The 17,438-nt window shown below is 47.9% G+C and carries 18 protein-coding genes; 10 read left to right on the forward strand and 8 right to left on the reverse strand.

Going from position 1 to position 17,438, the window contains the following annotated elements:
- Positions 1–206: 206 nt before the first annotated feature.
- The gene (locus FFM79_RS08520; protein WP_137643052.1) at positions 207–809 is read right to left on the reverse strand and encodes a TetR/AcrR family transcriptional regulator; all 603 of its coding nucleotides are present in this window, start codon (positions 807–809) and stop codon (positions 207–209) included.
- Positions 810–1,457: 648 nt separating this feature from the next.
- Between FFM79_RS08520 and FFM79_RS08525 the strand changes: the two genes are divergently transcribed.
- The 5 genes from FFM79_RS08525 (at position 1,458) to FFM79_RS08545 (ending at position 6,262) form a co-directional block, all read left to right on the forward strand.
- Positions 1,458–1,727, forward strand: a complete 270-nt coding sequence (locus FFM79_RS08525) for a cell surface protein (protein WP_137643053.1) — start codon at positions 1,458–1,460, stop codon at positions 1,725–1,727.
- Entirely contained in the window at positions 1,724–2,293 is a 570-nt protein-coding gene (locus tag FFM79_RS08530) for a WxL domain-containing protein (RefSeq protein ID WP_137643054.1), read from the forward strand. The genes FFM79_RS08525 and FFM79_RS08530 overlap by 4 nt, the downstream gene beginning before the upstream one ends.
- A gap of 12 nt (positions 2,294–2,305) precedes the next feature.
- The gene (locus tag FFM79_RS08535; protein WP_137643055.1) at positions 2,306–2,980 is read left to right on the forward strand and encodes a WxL domain-containing protein; all 675 of its coding nucleotides are present in this window, start codon (positions 2,306–2,308) and stop codon (positions 2,978–2,980) included.
- Between the two features lie 86 nt (positions 2,981–3,066).
- Positions 3,067–4,080 carry a WxLIP family cell surface protein gene (locus tag FFM79_RS08540; protein ID WP_137643056.1) on the forward strand — a complete coding sequence of 338 codons (1,014 nt, stop codon included), beginning with the start codon at positions 3,067–3,069 and terminating at the stop codon, positions 4,078–4,080.
- A gap of 22 nt (positions 4,081–4,102) precedes the next feature.
- A complete protein-coding gene (locus FFM79_RS08545) occupies positions 4,103–6,262 on the forward strand; it encodes a lectin-like domain-containing protein (RefSeq protein ID WP_137643057.1) in 2,160 nt (719 codons plus the stop codon).
- A 148-nt stretch (positions 6,263–6,410) separates the two neighbouring features.
- On the opposite strand, the gene FFM79_RS08550 is transcribed toward FFM79_RS08545, so the two are convergent.
- A complete protein-coding gene (locus FFM79_RS08550) occupies positions 6,411–7,757 on the reverse strand; it encodes an FAD-dependent oxidoreductase (RefSeq protein WP_137643058.1) in 1,347 nt (448 codons plus the stop codon).
- A 414-nt stretch (positions 7,758–8,171) separates the two neighbouring features.
- Positions 8,172–8,609: an IS200/IS605 family transposase gene (tnpA, locus tag FFM79_RS08555; RefSeq protein WP_137643059.1), complete on the reverse strand. Its 438-nt coding sequence runs from the start codon at positions 8,607–8,609 to the stop codon at positions 8,172–8,174.
- 95 nt (positions 8,610–8,704) lie between these two features.
- On the opposite strand from tnpA, the gene FFM79_RS08560 reads away from it, so the two are divergent.
- Positions 8,705–9,964, forward strand: a complete 1,260-nt coding sequence (locus tag FFM79_RS08560) for an RNA-guided endonuclease InsQ/TnpB family protein (protein WP_137643060.1) — start codon at positions 8,705–8,707, stop codon at positions 9,962–9,964.
- Between the two features lie 633 nt (positions 9,965–10,597).
- Here the strand turns inward: FFM79_RS08560 and FFM79_RS08565 are convergent.
- The 3 genes from FFM79_RS08565 to FFM79_RS08575 all read right to left on the reverse strand — a co-directional run bounded on the left by FFM79_RS08565 (position 10,598) and on the right by FFM79_RS08575 (position 13,839).
- Positions 10,598–11,077 (reverse strand): GNAT family N-acetyltransferase, encoded by a 480-nt coding sequence (locus FFM79_RS08565; RefSeq protein WP_137643061.1) that lies wholly within the window; start codon positions 11,075–11,077, stop codon positions 10,598–10,600.
- A gap of 72 nt (positions 11,078–11,149) precedes the next feature.
- Positions 11,150–13,066, reverse strand: a complete 1,917-nt coding sequence (locus tag FFM79_RS08570; RefSeq protein ID WP_137643062.1) for a M13 family metallopeptidase — start codon at positions 13,064–13,066, stop codon at positions 11,150–11,152.
- A 101-nt stretch (positions 13,067–13,167) separates the two neighbouring features.
- Positions 13,168–13,839: a Crp/Fnr family transcriptional regulator gene (locus tag FFM79_RS08575; protein ID WP_137643063.1), complete on the reverse strand. Its 672-nt coding sequence runs from the start codon at positions 13,837–13,839 to the stop codon at positions 13,168–13,170.
- A 193-nt stretch (positions 13,840–14,032) separates the two neighbouring features.
- On the opposite strand from FFM79_RS08575, the gene FFM79_RS08580 reads away from it, so the two are divergent.
- From FFM79_RS08580 to FFM79_RS08595, 4 genes are all read left to right on the forward strand, one after another.
- Positions 14,033–14,251: a heavy-metal-associated domain-containing protein gene (locus FFM79_RS08580; protein WP_137643064.1), complete on the forward strand. Its 219-nt coding sequence runs from the start codon at positions 14,033–14,035 to the stop codon at positions 14,249–14,251.
- Between the two features lie 18 nt (positions 14,252–14,269).
- Complete coding sequence (locus tag FFM79_RS08585) at positions 14,270–14,827, forward strand: Dps family protein (RefSeq protein WP_137643065.1); 558 nt, start codon at positions 14,270–14,272, stop codon at positions 14,825–14,827.
- Between the two features lie 186 nt (positions 14,828–15,013).
- Positions 15,014–15,232: a hypothetical protein gene (locus FFM79_RS08590; protein WP_137643066.1), complete on the forward strand. Its 219-nt coding sequence runs from the start codon at positions 15,014–15,016 to the stop codon at positions 15,230–15,232.
- 441 nt (positions 15,233–15,673) lie between these two features.
- Positions 15,674–16,426, forward strand: a complete 753-nt coding sequence (locus FFM79_RS08595) for an MIP/aquaporin family protein (protein WP_137643067.1) — start codon at positions 15,674–15,676, stop codon at positions 16,424–16,426.
- A 167-nt stretch (positions 16,427–16,593) separates the two neighbouring features.
- On the opposite strand, the gene FFM79_RS08600 is transcribed toward FFM79_RS08595, so the two are convergent.
- Complete coding sequence (locus FFM79_RS08600; protein WP_137643068.1) at positions 16,594–16,866, reverse strand: metal-sensitive transcriptional regulator; 273 nt, start codon at positions 16,864–16,866, stop codon at positions 16,594–16,596.
- A 13-nt stretch (positions 16,867–16,879) separates the two neighbouring features.
- On the reverse strand, positions 16,880–17,200 hold the full coding sequence (locus FFM79_RS08605; protein WP_137643069.1) for a thioredoxin family protein: 321 nt from the start codon (positions 17,198–17,200) through the stop codon (positions 16,880–16,882).
- Between the last annotated feature and the right edge of the window lie 238 nt (positions 17,201–17,438).

A 17,438-nucleotide genomic window follows, 5' to 3' on the forward strand; every position in this document is an offset into this window, starting at 1 on the left:
GGGTTGTGCATATAGTGACTTGTGTAGCTAACCGCAGGACCAGTTTGACCTGAACACGTTTCGGCCCCAAGGCAGGAACGCCGCCTCCAACCACCATCTCCAGCAACTCATTCAGCCAATTCAAAAAAATGAAAGCTCGGCACGTCACCCAAATTGGGCGGTCACGTGCCGAGCTTTCATTTCACGTTAATGTTTGATTGCAGGTGCTATTCAGCTACTTGGGCCACCGCTAAAAACTGACGCCAAGTCCGCTGACGTTGGGCCAAGTTGGGGTGGGCACCTTGTCGTAGCCGAATTTGTAGACCAATTCGGGCTTCTAACAGGGCCTGAGCCAGTTCGGTACTGGGCTGTTGGCTGGTTAGCTGCTGACTTGCTTGTCCCTTCAAAATGGCGGCGGCAATCAAGGTTAGGTAGTCTTCGTAAAACCAGTTTACGGCCTGCTGAACGGCGGCGTCGCTCGTCCCAAATTCGGCGCTGGCGTTAGCCATCAGGTCACCGATGGGGGCGTTTTTAGTGGGTTCGAGGCCCCGGGAGAACAACATCGCTAGCACTTCGAGTGCCGTTTTGCCGGCTTGTTCAAGGGCCTGCATTTCCCGCGCACAAGCGGTGAGCGTTTGCTGGTGGTAGCGTTGGAGGGCTTTTAAATACAGGGTGTGTTTATCCCCTAACGCGTTGTAGAGGCTTTGTTTTTTAACGCCGCTGGCAGTGACGATGTCGTCCATCGACGTGTGGTAATAGCCTTGTTGCCAAAAGAGGCGCATGATCTGTTCGAGCACTTGATCATCTTGGAACGTTTTTTTAGCTGGCAAATGGATTCCTTCTTTCACGGTCAACATTACTGCTGTTAAGTATACCATACCTTACGGGGGATCCCGGTTCGCGGTGACCACTAGGTTGGATTCGGCGATCCCTTAATTACTTAACAGTGTCTTCTAATCTAAATTGACGCGTCAGAATGGATTAACGGAATTCTTTAGTGCTGGTTTGCCTAATGATGAGCAATTGGTTTTGGGGTTCTTTGACTATCATGACGGTAATTATGGCGTATTTATGAATGCGTTTTAGTATGAATAATTGATTATAATTCCTAAAAAGATTAGCTAATTTTGAGTCTCATAAAAATTTAATTGAAATATAATCTTAACTCATTTTAATTGGATGACCAACTAAAAGTTAGTGGCGGGGGTAGCCAACAATCGAAGTGAAACCCTTGACTTTAAACTGATTGAAACAGTTTATATAAAAAGTTTTATTTTTGGATAAAATTAGAAACATACAAGAGCTTCGTTAAAAAGCAGTTTTTTGTTAATAGTTAAGCCCCAACATTAATTGACAATTGCTAGAATCCCGTGCTATATTCTCGTTGCTGATAGGGTTACTCAATAACGATTCACTATTAGTATTCAAAATTAGGAACAATTATTATATTAGTCGATAACCGGAAAGGTGGGGATTGGATGATACTATCGAACCTACTCGTCAATTTAACTGGTAGTCACTCGCTACACCTCGTTAGTGGGGATGTTCAGTCGGGGACGTACCAGCTATTGATTCAACCGGCTCCCGCAAACGCACCGACCGGTCCACTGGCGAACTGGTTGCCACAAATGAATGCGGTTCAACAGTGGGGCTTGGTGCTTGTGGGGTTAATCGGGCTAACGTTAACGTTGGGACTAATCACAATCTGGTGGCGTAACCGTCAAAGAATAAAGGAGCAACCGCAATGAAAAAATATATTGGAACGTTAATCGCAGGTGTAACGCTGATGGCTGGGTTTCCCGTGGTGGGACACGCGGCGGATCAAAAGACGACCGCGGACGTTAGTTTAACGCAGGATGAATTAAATAAGGATGTCACGTTGGATCAAGCGCCAAGCGTCGACTTTGGTAGCAACGTGCGCGATAACGGGACGGTGACTTATAGCGCCAAAAGCATTACGGACGCCATTAAGGTTACGAACCCGGGGAATACCGATGGCTGGCAAGTTTCCGTTTCACGGACTGGGTTTACAACAACTGATGCACAAGCCTTAAAGGGCGAGTTATTAAAATTTGGAACGGCGGCAGTTACGCCGGATGATGATCAAAATGCCTCTACCCGACCAACGGCGCATGAAATTACCATTAATAACGCGCCCCAGGCCATTTTAACGGCCAACGCGAAAGAGGGGATCGGGAAGTTTACGGCGACCCACGCGAACGACCAAATTACGCTGGTCGTACCGGCAGGGAACGTTGCCGGCGCCTACAAGTCAACCTTGACATGGACGCTTGCAAATACGCCCGAAGCTTAATGGTCCGGGCTGATGAAGCGCCAAGCATGGTCCGGTTGGGGAGCGGTCTTCGGACTGTGCGTCCTAATTGGTTACGGACAGCCCGCACATGCCGCGACGCAAACGACAGCCCAAGTTGAGTTAACACCGAGTACCGATGAGCGGCCGGTGCCGCCAGTCGATCCCGAACAGCCCGATCGGCCTTATCCGGGGGATCCGGCTGATCCTGATAATGAGACTGGGACCGGAGCTTACGGTCAGTTGACGATTGATTTTGTTAGTAACGTTCATTTCCAAACAACGACTGCGAAAACGGGCCCGCAAACGCTAACGGCCGCGAACCAGCGGGCTATGATTCAAGTGAGTGATCGGCGTACACGGCCTGACGGGTGGACGCTGCAAGTTACGGCGAGTCCTTTGCGTAGTCAGCAACGGACGTTAGCGAGTACACTAACGCTGGGGAGTGTCCAACTAACGCCCGGCAAAAATAACGTTAGTGCCGCACCCCAGCTTTTAACGACCGGTGAAATTCGGCCGGGGGTGACGGCTAACGTTGTTACGGCGCCAAGTGGAAGCGGTTTAGGGACCTGGCTAGTGAGCCTTAACCGCGGACCGACGCCAGTTCAGCTCCATCTTTACGAACACGAGTTAGAAGCGGGTCGGTATACGGGTAACTTAGCTTGGTCACTGACAAACGCGCCCGCTTAAACGGTTGGAAGCTGCGTTGACGATTGTCGAAACGCAGCTTTTCGCTACATAGCGTTTGACCCAAGAACAAAGGGAGGGGTTTTGAAATGAAAAAGACGTTGCAATGGTTATTAGTGTTACTTGGAATGGTTGCGGTTGGCACCGCGCTTACGGCGCAGGCGGACAATTTAAACTACGCCGTAACGGCTAATTTACCAGAAAATCAAATTAATGATCAGGTCTCCTATTTTGACTTGAAGGTTAAACCGGGACAAAAGCAGGACCTAACCATTCAAATTAAAAATAATGATGAACAGGCGCACCGTTACCAAGTGTCACCCAACTTAGCGGTGACCAATGACAACGGGGTGATTGATTACAGTCAGGCGAAGGCGAAGGCTGATCAGTCGTTGAAGTTTAACCTCAAGACGGCGTTGTCGGCGAAGCAGACGGTGACCGTCCCCGCTAAGAGTGCTAAAACGGTCACCATTAAATTGGCGTTGCCGACCAAAGCGTTTGATGGGATTGCGCTGGGCGGCATTAACGTGGTTCAAGAACTAGCGGATCAGAACCAGCAGTCGGGTGGCGTAGCGCTACAAAATCAGTACGCGTACGTGATTGGGTTACAGTTACGGGAAAAAACGACGACCAACCGCAAACCTAATATGCGCCTGCACGCGGTTAAAGCGCGCCAGCTCAATTATCGCAACTACGTGACCGCGAACCTGCAAAACGACCAGCCAGTCATTATGCGGCATTTAAAGATCAAGAGTACCGTCACTAAGGCGGGCAAGACGAAGCCGGTGCTGACCACGACGAAGGAGAATTTGTCGATGGCGCCTAATAGTAATTTTAACTTTGCGATTGGGGATGGCCAGCAGGCGCTCCAACCCGGGAAGTATACGTTACACCTAACTGCTAAGGCGGACGAAGGTCAGTGGAAATTCACCAAGAACTTTACGATTAGTAACCGGCAGGCGAAGAAATTAAACGATACGTCGGTCGCAACCCAGCAGTCACCAAACTATCTATGGTGGTTTGTGGGTCTCGGCGCGGTGATTGTCCTATTATTAGCGCTCGTCATTTGGTTGATTTTACGGAACCGGCGGCGCGATCAGTAACCCCCTTAAGGAGGAGATGACCATGCGGCAAGTGCCTAAACGAATTTTAACGATGATTACGCTATTAGTGGGGCTGGGACTGGGCCTCCCGCACGCATTCGCGGAGGATAGTGCCGTGAGTACGTCTTTAGCAACGGCTCCGTCCGGCCTAAATCAATTGGAACAACTCTTTACGGTGCCGGGAACCTTCAGTAACGGCATTGCTAATAGTGCCAAAATTGCGGATGCGACTAACCCGGATGCCCCCAATACGCAGGTGGTCCAAGTGGTTGGCAGTAAAAAGCAACTCGGAGGTTTTTGGTCAAACGACGCTAACCGCATTAACTTGAATCAGGATACGACTTTAAAGGCGTGGCTATTTTTAGGGAGTTCCCTGAGTGCGACGAAGAGTGCTGGTGATGGGATGGCCTTCGTGATGCAGAATGATTCTAACGCAACGACCGCGGCCGCTCAGCTGAAACCCGGCAGTATTATTGGGGAAACGCTAGGGACTTGGGGCGTTGATACGGATAATAAGCGCAAGGACCCGCAAGCCATTGCGGCTACGGCGATCCAAAATAGTTGGGCCTTAGAGTTTGATACCTACGCTAATAATTCGACGTCCTATGGGGATGCAGGAAACGGGACGTCGTTTGATAAGGGCGTTAAGACGCAACACATCGCGACCGGCTATCCCGGCGAAGCGAGCACCTATAACAGTGAGGTGCAAAAAAGTTGGGACTTAACCGGACTAATTTGGTCGACCCGGTACTATTTCTCACAAAATCACGATAACTTAGTGACCAACTTGAACTTAGGAACGGGTGGTTGGCACCACCTCGTCTTGCAGTGGTCGGCGGCTAACCAGACGATGACCTACACGTTTGACGACGTGCATCCGGACGGCTCCAATAATCCCGCCGCAATCACGAAAACGACGCCCATCGATCCGAGTGTTTTCAAGACGAGCGATGGCTTGGTTCGGTGGGGCTTCATGGGGGCTACCGGCAGCAATACTAGCGCGAACATGGTCGTGATTGAAAGCGTGCCGAACCTAGTGCAGGCGGAAGCCGACGTTACGGTTACCGACACAACGAAGCAGACGGTCGTGAAGGACGGCGCTAAGGTCAAGGCTAAGCACGGTTTACGTTATGATTATCAGTTGAACTATTTAGGTGGCCAGCAGGCGTGGGATAACGTGGTTGCCGACCTAAACCTACCCGCAAACGTAACGTTCGATCAGGCGGTGATCAAGTACGCTAACGGACAAGAACAGGCGCTAACGGCGCCGGCAGCGGACGCGACCAGCGTGACTTATACGCTGGACCACGCGCTGGCGGCCGATAATGAAAGCGCTACGATTACGCTGACCGGGAAAGCGGATGACGTCAGCGTCAATAGCCCGACGACTGCCCCGACGAGCACCTTTAAAAATAAGAGCTTCGAGACGACAGCGAGCGCACCCGATTTTACCATTACGGTTGACCAGGCAATTGAACTTTTCATTCTTAAATCCGAATACACGGCGTCCAAAGGTGACGATGTCCGGGTGACTGGCCTGGTCATTGCCGAAGACTCGGTGCAGTTGAAGAACAGTGATATTACGATTCACCCAACCCTGAACGGCGAAAAATTAACGGCTTTTCAAATGAGTGATGCGGACGAATCCGGCTTTTTCAGCCTGACAATTAAGGGTGATCAGCTCAACGTTGGAGCTAACGACCTGCGGCTATGGGCGGTGGACGTTGACGACAATGAATCACCAGAGGCCCGGACCAAAATTACGGTTAAGAGCGGCGAGCTCGGCTTTAAAGCGGTCGCAACGAACAGTAGCTTTAAACCGATTACGCTTGACGGTAACGCGCAACTGACCGACCGGCACGATGACTGGGAGCTCGTGGTCAGTGATGAACGTGGCAAGGGCGGCGCGTGGCAATTACAGGCCAGCGTAAGTGATTTTAAGAACGCGGCGGGTCAGAAGTTGCCGGGCGACGTACTATTTAAGCAGGATGGTCAGACGACCGTTCTGTCAGCAATCGGTGCCGTAATCGCGGAACGCCAAACGACGAGTGACACCGACGAAGTCGACGTTGCCGGTCAGTGGCGGGCGGATGACGGCTTATTGTACCGCAGTAACGCGGGGGCGACGCCGGGCGATTATTCGGGCACGATTACGTGGACGTTGAATAATGCGCCAAGTTAATTTTACAAAAATGAAAAGAGACAGCCGGTGACTTTTATCACCGGCTGTCTCTTTTCGCTTTTAAATACTAATCATCAAAATGACATTGAAACGCCCATCTTTTGGAGTGATGCTCAGGGTTAGCGCATCGCTTTGCGCACGCTAATACTTATTTTGCTTTATCCGCGTGGGCAATGGCTGCTTGACCAAGTAAGTTCAAGTAGTTAAATGGCCGGTCATAAGTTGGCTGGAAGAACATGTCAACAAAGCCAAGGTCGTCGATCGTATTTTGATTTTGAATCATGATCGAGATGGCGTTCGCCGATTGCGAAACGTCGTGCTTACTCATAAATTGCGCCCCTAAAATTTGCCGGTTTTCAGGGTTGTAAACGAGTTTCATGAGAACTGGTTCCGTCGTTGGCATGAATTCTGGCCGGTAGTTATCTTCAAAGAGCACGGCTTCAGCGGGCACGTTTTCGGCTTTAGCGTGTTCCACGGTCATCCCGGAGGAGACGATGGTGTTGCCGAATAACATTAGGCCGGAGGTTGCCTGAGTACCCATATACTTGCGAGTTGGCTTAAAGATGTTCAAGCCAACCAACGTCCCTTGCCGAACCGCGTTGGTCGCCAACGGAATGTAAGCGTCGCTGTGGGTTGGGTTGTAGTGAACGGCTACGGAATCACCGGCACCGTAAATGTCAGGATCAGAGGTTTGCATGTAATCGTTGGTCTTGATAGAACCGTTCTTGTTCATATCAACCTTGCCCTTCAGCAGACCAGTGTTTGGCCGGAAACCAACGCACAGGATGGCCATGTCTGCGGTGTAACTTCCCTTATCGGTCGTGACCGTTACTTCGTCGCCATCGCCACCAAAGCCTTGAACCATTTGGTTAAGGGCTAGCTTAATGCCGTGCGCTTCGAAGTCGGCTTCGATTCGGTCGGTGAAGTCCGCGTCGAGGTACTTGTTTAAGATACGTGGCAGGCCGTCGATTAACGTTACTTCCTTACCTTGTTGTTGGTAAGCTTCGACTAATTCGGTCCCAATGTAGCCACCGCCGATGACAATGATTCGCTTAGCATCCTTAGCATCGGTCCAAAGTTTTTGTGCGTGGCCCCAGTTCTTGCAGAGATAGACGTTTGGGTTATCAATGCCGTCAATTGGTGGAATCACGGGCCAGGAGCCGGTTGTCATGACTAATTTATCGTAGTGGTCAGTCGTTGCTTCGCCGGTCTTTAAATCGGTGACGGTGACGAGGTGACCGGTCGTATCAATATCGGTAACGTCGTGTTGCATTTTAACCGTTGCACCGAGCTTAGCTAAGTCGGCTGGGCTGGAGTAGAACAGTCCTTGGGGATCAGCGACCTGCCCGCCGAGGTAGAGGGCAATTCCGCAGGATAGGAACGACACGTTGTCGTTGCGTTCATAAACGGTGATCTCCGTCTCCGGATTAGTGGCCAAGATTTGTTTAACGGCAGCGGTGCCGGCGTGGGTACAACCAATAACGATAACTTTCATTGAAAACAGCTCCTTTAGGTGTTTGTTTTTTCACAAATATAGTTGTGTATCATCCATTTGGTAACAATTACATTGTACTAGATTAAAAAGAAAACGCAACCAAAAACGGTAAAAAAGCTTAACTTTCTCAGCTATCAACTGATAACAAATGCCTATAAAACAAGTGATAACGGGAGTTAAGCGAGTTGATGACGTTAGTACTAAATTATTTATATCCTTGCCTAAGTAAGACTAGTTTGCAAGTTAAAACAGGGGCTTAAATAGATTGTGATATAGGTTGCTAGAGTGATTGATAATCCGGTGCTGTTTCAAAAAATAAGGCTTAGCAAAATAGTGAAATAAAGGGGATGGCTAGTTTTCAATTAAAAGATGGCAGGAATCTTCTGATTTCAATCAGGAGATTCCTGCCAACAATTAGTGTCGAGCGGCGCCGTGCTTTTGATTATTAATATAGTTTTCGGCAACCTGTTTACTCATATTACCAAGCGTACTCATGTAGTAGCTGTGCGACCACAAATGGCCACCCCAAAATTTCTGGGATTTTATTTCAGGGTGTTGTTCGAAAAACATGCGCGCTGACCCACCTTTGAATGCTTTGACGATATTAGTCGGGGCATATTTGGGCTTAAAGCTGATAAGTAAGTGTACGTGGTCTGGCATAACTTCCATTTTTTCGATAGTAACTTCATTCAGTTTTGCAATCCGTACTAGAATCCGCTTCATATCGCTTTCTAATTTTACTGTTGAAAAAACTGGGTTGCGGTATTTCGTCACCCAGATCAAGTGATAATGAAAATTATAAACATAATTCCGTTCATAAATAGCATCGTCTAGCCCATGTTTTTCGCTCATGTGGTAGTTCCTCCGCTAATATTTTAAAGTGTTAATAGCTACATTTATTACACTCATGTGATATGCTGATTATAGCATAAAAGAGGTGAATTAGTATGAGTAAAACGATGGCCCAGTTGCCTTATCATTATGGTGTCAAGATTCGTATTTTTCCATCAACAGAACAGAAACGGTTAATCAAGCGTAATAGTGACGCTAGTCGCTTTATTTACAACGAAATGAATGGAATCAATCGCGAACTCTATCTGCTCCGGCAGGTGAAATTGCCAATCAAACTTGTTCAGCAACGTATTCAGACATTAGAAAACCGTATAAAGTCTCCGGCCACTGGCATATCCAACATTCATGGTTGGCTTAATAATCCGGACTATGATAGCGATATGAAAGCCAATACAATTAAAAATTATCGCTCGGCTTGGAATCTTTTCCGTAAAGTTCATCGGTCAGGAACACCAGTATTCCATAAACGCAGAACTGAACAAAGATACCAGACTTCGAATCATTATACGGCTAAGCGTGGGGAGCCCAACATGATGAATGGTAGTTTGCGACTGCTTGATTGTAAGCATGTGCGAATTGCGAAATTAGGGCGGGTAAGATTTAAGGGAATGCCGCAAAATCTATATGCACGCAGGGACAATATCCGAATTGGTACTGCTACAATTTCGATGGACGCCACTGGCCGCTATTACTTGTCGTTGCAATTAGGCTCAGAACAGCCATTTGTAAAAAAATTAAACGCGGCCATACAATCCAGCATTGGGATTGATTTGAATACCGATAATTTCCTGACCGATTCTACTGGCAACATCGTTGCCAATCCCCGCTATTACCGTTCTATCCGGGGAAAATTAGCAAAAGCTCAACGTAAACTATCTCGGCGTGCCTTACGAGCAAAGAAAGAACACCGGTCTCTTCGTGATGCTAAAAACTATCAAAAACAACGGCTGGTTGTGGCAAACATTCAGCGAAAAGTGGCAAATCGACGTAACAATTTCCTACACCTTATCTCAACAACACTTATCAAGAACCACGATTTGGTTGTTGCCGAGGAATTACGGAGCAAAAACTTGTTACGCAACCATGCGCTTGCAATGAGCATTGCCGACGTAGGCTGGCGAACTTTCCTTGAAATGCTGAGTTACAAAGCAAATTTGTATGATCGGCAATTTGTGACGGTTTCCCCTCGCAATACCACTCAGACTTGTTATGCTTGTAGCTTTGTAATGGGTACTAGGAATACTAGTAAGTTAACATTAGCTGACCGAGAATGGACATGTCCAAATTGTGGTATTCATCATATTCGTGATTTGAATGCTGCCCAAAATACCTTGGCTAAAGGATTAGCAAAATAAGATAACTGTCCGTCTGGCAACCTGCGGACGTAAAAGGCTTTGGTAATTAGCACGTAAGACCCGCATATGGGCAACCGCTGTATCTAAGCAAATTGTGGTGGGTGCTCCGTTAGGTGCAGTTCTCACAAGCTTCCGACTTTAGTCGGGAGTGGTTGACAAAAATTACAATATCTTTGCAATAAATTGAAGACGTGTCTTTCTGCGGTTGTTAGTATTATTCGTGTAACGTGTTGATGCACAAGGATCATGATTTTTAAGGAGTGTTTAGGCATGTTGTATTCGGATTTTTCAATCCTTTTGTTGTTAGTCGTAATCCTCCCTTGGCTTAGTCATAAAGGAGCGACAGATCCGGTCGTTAAATATTTGACTAAATTGAGATGGTTGGGTGCGGTGGGACTCAGCTTATATGTGATTTATAGGACTTTTCACTATCCGTTAAGTACGTTGCATTTCTTGCTTAACGTGCCATTGTTGTACATCGTTTACGAGCTAGTTTGGGGGAACAAAGTTAAGAAAGAAAAGAAACCGCCACTAGTTTAATTTTAAAACTTGTAGTGTTGTTATAAAATAATGCCAAAAAGCGACTTTAGAGGGACGAACATGACCTCTAAAGTCGCTTGCTTTATTTCTATATTAGGATGTCAAAAGCTGGTAGTGGCCCTGATCACTGGGTGTAAAGCCGAGGCGCGTTAAAATTGCCTCCAGTTCAGGGTTAGCACTAGTAAGGTTGACCGTTAATACCTTGAGCTGAAGCTCGGCGGTCGCAAAGGCGACTAGCCGTTGGTAGAGCTCCGTCCACGTCGCGGTTGTTTGTGCGTCAGCTAGCAGGTCAACAATCAATGTCGCTTGGTGATTGTGCAAATCAATTGGCGCGAAGCCGACCCGGCCGACGAACTGATCGGTGGTGCGGTTGGTAACGCCCCAAATTAATTGTTGGTCGCGGAAAATGAGCCGCATCGTTTGGTTGATTTGCGCGGCGGTCGTCGTTAACGCGACGGTAGTACTGGTTGCCTGCTGATCGAGCGTCTGGACGTCGATGGCCCGCGCCTTGGTCAGCCAGTCGAGCGTGTAGTGGGCGGTTAAGATGGGGTGATATTTTTCAAATTGAGCCATGCAGGTCCTTCTTTCAATTGAAGTAAAAATGACCTAGGCGCAAGCCCCGGCCATTTTAGTGGATTATTGGAATTACCAGATTTGAACGCGATCGGCCGGTGCTAAGTACATCGGGTCGCCGGGTTCAATCTTAAAGGTACTGTAAAAGTCGTCGAGATTTTTCGGCTGTACGTTTGCCCGGAGTTTCGCGGGAGCGTGCACGTCGATGGATAATAGTAGTTGCATGTATTGCTTAGTTGCTTTCATCCGCCAAATCATTGCCCAGTTGGTGAAGAAGGCGGTCAGGTCGACGTCGCTTTCACCCTTGGCAGCCTCTTCAGCACAACTAAGACCGCCAGCATCGGCGATGTTTTCGGAAACGGTGAGGGTCCCGTTGACCTTGGCCCCCGCAAAATCAAGTCCGTCAAATTCGGTGATCATCGCTTTTGCCAGCTCTTTAAAGTGCGCGGTATCCGCGTCAGTCCACCAGTTGTTCAGATTTCCGAACTCGTCAAAGAGCGCCCCGTTATTATCGAAGGCGTGTGAAATTTCGTGGGCAATTACCGCCCCAATCCCACCGTAGTTAGCACTGGAAGATTGGTCCAAACTATAAAACGGCGCTTGTAAAATGGCGGCTGGGAAGACGATGATGTTCATGAACGGATGGTAGTAAGCGTTGACCGTGTCCGCGCTCATTTCCCAACGGGTGCGATCGGTCGGTTGCCCCCACTTGGCAAACATTGTCTTACGGGCAATTCGACTAAAGTTTAAAACGTTACTTAAAACGTTGCCCCCTTCAGCCGGGGTGTGCGTCTTAAACTGTTTATAAACGGCTTCCAGTTTATCCGGATAGCCGACCTGAATACCGAGGTGGTTGAGCTTGGTAATCGCCTTGGCGCGGGTGGCCGCACTTAACCAGGTGTTGGCTTCTAGCCGGCGTTTATAAACGTCAATCATTTTTTCAACCATGTGGTGCACGTCGGCTTTAGCCGCTTCACCAAAGTATTTATGACCATAGTACAGACCAACAACTTGGTCGAAAGTACCGGCAGCTAAGTAGTAGGCACTCTTTTCCTTGCTACGTGGTTCGGCTTGACCGGAAAGTGTCCGTGAGTAAGTCGTTGCAAGGGTCCGTAGTTCATCACTGAGGTAGCCGCTCAACCGTTGGACTAACTTGGCTTTCATCCAGTTCTTCATAATGCCAAAGTTATCTGGATTGACAACTTCGTTAAAGTGGTCGAAGTAGGCCGGCTCTGGCAAGATGACCATGTCGGGATTGCCATCGATCACGGAATAAGTAATGGCGGCAAGGTCGAGGTAGCGACTCGTGTTGGTGAAGGCTTTGAATTTGCGGGGATTATACATTTTACTGTAATCGGCCGCTTCTTCGGCGCTCTTGACCCACGGTACGATCAAACGGTCAAATTTCAGCGCGTCGTCAACCACGGCCTGCGCGTCGGCTTCATCGTAGCCAATTTTTTGGAGGAGTTCGGTCATCATTTTGGCGTAAACGGCGAGTAGTTTTGGTCCCGACTGGTTACCTTCATCGTAGTAAGTTTTATCGGGTAAAATTGTCCCAGGCGCTTGCGCAAAGAGGGCGTTGACCTTGGTGTTTTTCATGTCCGCGTCAACGTCTAAACTGAATGGCAATGGCAAACCATCGTAAATCCAGTCTGGCATCCGGTGCTGTAAATCGGCAAAGTCGCGCAGACTGTCAATCTGATTGAGGCACGGGAGAATCGGCTTTGCACCGGCGGCATCCCGTTGCTTGAAATCCTTTGTTAACCGGTAAAATTTAATAAATTCGGCCAATTGCGGGTCGTCCGGATCGGTGTCACGATCGGCCATGGCATCAAAATCGTGCATTAACGTTTTTTCAATCGCATCAACTAAGTCCATGAAACCACCCGTCGAAGCGTGGTCAGCGGGAATTTCAGCGCTCTTGAGCCACTCACCGTTGACGGCATCGTAAAGGTCTTGTTTCACTGCTGCTTGATTAATGGTTGCCATTAAATCCAACTCCTTAATAAATTTTCTTATACTAACTTAAATTATACCGTAGATTACCGGAGAAAGTAGCGGTGACGGTCTGGATTTGCTGGCAAAACTGCCTATTCGGCTAATAACAATTGATCGGCATCGTTAATTTGAATGACCTTACCGGGCTTCTGCGTAATCAGGCCCTGTTGCGCAAAACGGGTCAATTTCCGACTGATCGTTTCGGGGGTCGTCCCTAAAAACGTAGCTAAATCCTTCTTCTTGAGGGGCAGTTTAAACGTATCAGTGTGCAGTGACGCGGCGGTTTCGGTCAGATAACTGGCTAGGCGGGCTTCCACGGACTCGGTTGCGGTACTCGTGGTTTGGCGCTCCAGTTGGGTGAGCCGTTTACCGAAGACGTTCAGCACATTAATACTGATGCTGGGAAACTTTTGCATTAGCGCCTGAAAGTCTTTGCGGCGAATGCCGCACACGTCGGTTGGAACTAGGGCTTCACCAAAGGACGTCCGCCGCTGATTTTCAAACAGTGCCGCTTCACCGTCAATATCTCCCGTTTGTAATAGGTAGAGGAGTTGTTCACGGCCGTTCGCGGCCAACTGATAAACTTTAACCTGCCCATTGGCGACAATCATTAACGTATCAAGTGGATCGTCGGCGCTGAAAAGCGTTTCACCAGCTTCAAAGTGGTGGTGACGGACGATTGATTCAATCGTATCCTGTTGTTCTTCAGCGAGTTCTTGAAAAATTGGGACAAGCTGGACGCATTCGTGGGTGTGAGTTGCCATAACAGAGAACCTCCTTGATTAATTTCATCACTACTATAGCAGATTTAAGCCGTTAATTGCGTTTGAAAGATTGAGGGCCCAATTTTCATTCAAAAAAGCAAACTTTTTTGAGTTTCTTGACGGCCGTCAAGTTCTGAATGCCAATTTCTGATTATGATATAGACATCAAATGAATTGATGGAGGTAATCATTTATGAAAACTATTATGCAATTAGGAACGTTAACTTGCCCGTCATGCATGACTAAGATTGAAAAAGCGGTTGCCAACCACGACGGTGTTGAAGACGTTAAAGTCTTATTCAATGCCAGCAAGGTTAAGGCTAACTTTGACCCCGAAGTCACCAACGCCGATGAATTAAAGGACGTTGTGACTGGGCTTGGTTACGAAGTCGAAAAAGTTAAGGTTAAATAATAGGAGGGTCCAATTATTATGAGTGAAGCAACGATTGATGAATTATACGCCGCAGAATTAAAGCAAAGCGACATTGACCACCACGCCCCAACGGCCGGTGCCATGACGAACCACATTTTATCAAACTTAATGGTCGCTTACGTTAAGCTGAGCCAAGTTAAGTGGTACGTTAAGGGCCCTGAATCATTTAGCTTACGGGCTGAATACCAACGGCTATTGGACCAAAACGTTCAACAGTTCGCGGAATTAGGGGACTTATTGTTGGATGAAAACCAAAAGCCATCTTCAACGACGGAAGAATTGATCAAGTATTCCATGTTGGAAGAAAACGGTGCGTTCAAGTACCAAAACGCAAGCGACTTAGTAGCAGGCACAATTAAGGATTTCGATACGGAAAACTTATTCGTGGACCGCGCGATTAAGTTAGCGGAAAAGGAAGACCGGCCAGCCTTAGCAGCCTGGTTAACTGACTACCGTGGTAGTAATAACCGCAACATCCGTGAACTTCAAGCTTACCTGGGCAACGATGCTCGGACCGGCCTTGACGAAGAAGACGATGATGAGGACGACGATTAAAGTACGATTTGACTAAAAGTGTGATTTGACCAATCATGCGTGAATAAAACCTAATCCCGAAAAGAAGCTGTGACTAGTGACGTGCTGTGTGGGCACGCGTCCTGGACATGGCTTTTTTTGTGCTGGTTGGGGGCAATGGGCTATACTGCTACTAGTAAAAGTTCTTAGGAAGCGAGGCTGAATTTGATGGCGATTAGTGAAATTTTGATGTGGACGCTGGTTTTTATTATTGCGACGGGGTTTGTGACGGTGGTGTCGACGGCCGTCCTTTTGAAGCGGGCGCGGCGCCGACCAGATGCAGATGATCCGCAAGCACCAAGTTCAGGAGCGGATACTGAAGGAGATGAGTGGAAAAAGGACGACTGGAATCATGATGATTGGAAAAAGGGGAATTGGAAGGACTAAGATTGTAGTAGGCGCAGGAATCCATTGGGCTGAACATGTTGAGCTTGCAGAAAAACGATGGGGTGACCTAAAGTCCGTTGTGAGAATTTTCATGCAGATAAATGGTGGCTGTGATTTTTATGACAGCCTTTTTCTTCAACCATTTGCTCATTGATGAGCAAATGAAAATATTTTCTAATTTTTTTTAACGAAATAAAATATTTAAAAAGGTGCTAAGTCTAGACCAATCAACGAAACCGGTTGCCATTCAGTGTTTATCAGGGTTTGTGAAGGACTGCTTTTTTTAGTTTGGGTGCAAGCTTAATTAACCCGGGTAAAAAAAGCATGAAAAAAGCAACTGAAAACCGCTATCACGATAAAGAAAGCGTTTACATAAAACGCAGTTTCTGATATAGTTCAAATTGTCAGAGATCATTGGTATACATGAAGGAGGATATCACGATGACAGGTTCATGGGAGGCACGCTACGCAGCGGAATTTTTTGGGACTCTAATTTTAGTCGTCCTCGGTAACGGGGCTGTCGCAAATGCGTTCCTAAAGGACACGACCGGGAACGATGATCCGGGATTAGCTAACGGGGGCTGGCTCCTCGTGGCAGCCGGATACGGGCTGGGGGTAATGCTCCCCGCCATGATGTTTGGTTCGATTTCTGGGAACCACTTGAATCCGGCGGTTACCTTGGCGCAGGCGTTTGCAGGAATTTTCCCGTGGTCACACGTTACCCCGTACTTAGTTTGGCAATTTGCGGGAGCAATTGTTGGTCAAATTTTAATTCTTGCCGTTTACTGGCCGCACTACAAAGCGACGAAGGATGCCGGTGCGGTACTGGGGACGTTTGCCACGAAGGACGTTGCTCAAAGTCAGCTCAACGGGTTCGTTACCGAAGCCGTTGGGACCGGGGTGTTACTCTTCGGTGCGATGGGACTTTACCGGGGAATGTTCTTCCATCAAAACGTCGATATTGCTAACATCGGGGTCGGGCTGTTGATTGCGGCGATGGTTATTTCGCTTGGGGGACCAACTGGCCCGGCGTTGAATCCAGCCAGAGACTTAGGTCCGCGGCTTGTGCACGCATTATTCCCGGTACCGAACAAGGGGAGTTCGCACTGGGAATATAGTTGGGTGCCAGTTGTTGCCCCAATCGTTGGTGGGACTATTGGTATTTTTATTTATAAAATATTCTTTGGATTATAAGTTTAATTGCGGTACATATCACAACGCGTTGTTTTAATTATTTAAATTTAAGTTACACGCTCGCTATAAATACGTACGTAAGCCATTGTTCTGACGGCGTCGTGGCGTCACCGCATTCGAAAAAAGCAAGCGACTGTGATCAACATCATAGTCGCTTGCTTTTGAATTTACTTAGTTTTCAGTAACAAGTCCAGCGCGTGCTCAAGCTGGCGTTCGCTGTCGGCGGCAAGTCCGTCCGTGCAGTCGTTGATATTTCGAGCGATAACGAGCTTCATGGCTTTATCGATGCTTGACTTGACGGCGGAGAGCTGAACGAGCACGTCCTCGCAAGGGCGCCCGTCATCCATCATCCGTAAAACGCCGTCTAACTGGCCAGCGGAGCGCTTGAGCCGGGTTTGAATTTGTTTACTAGTAACGTAATTGGAACCGGTCGTTGCCATGGTGACCGCCCTCCTAATTCAATGCTTTTTGAAGTTCCGCTTCAAACGCGGGCTTTGGACGCGCACCAACCATGCGGTTAACGACTTGGCCATCCTTTTTAATCAGAAAAGTCGGAATGCCCTGCACTTGAAACTGGGTTGCAACCTGTTTGTCGTTATCAACGTTTAAGGAAACGAAGTTGACTTGCCCCTTGTACTGCGGATCCTCGGACAAGGATTTGAGGATTGGGTCCATCATCCGGCAAGGCGGGCACCAGTCGGCCCGAAAGTCGACAACGGCGATGCCAGTATCGGTTTCCTTGGCGAAATCTTGATCGTGAATTTCTTTAATCATGAAAAAATACCTCCAGTAAGTGTTGGCCACAGGGACCACGTGATTGATTGCTTCTAATATACCCCTATGGGTATACAAATACAATTGAAACGTTCCAGTGTGATCTTTTGGTTGCCTTATATTAATAGCCGAAACGTGCACTAAAAGTCAGCTGGCTCCGCTCACCAGCTGACTTTTGGCCCACTCTCGTTTTAGTCACTTTGATAATCAAAAACGCCCCTTCAAGTTGAAAGGACGT

This window comes from Lactiplantibacillus modestisalitolerans, from assembly GCF_005405425.1.
Classification (GTDB): Bacteria; Bacillota; Bacilli; order Lactobacillales; family Lactobacillaceae; genus Lactiplantibacillus; species Lactiplantibacillus modestisalitolerans.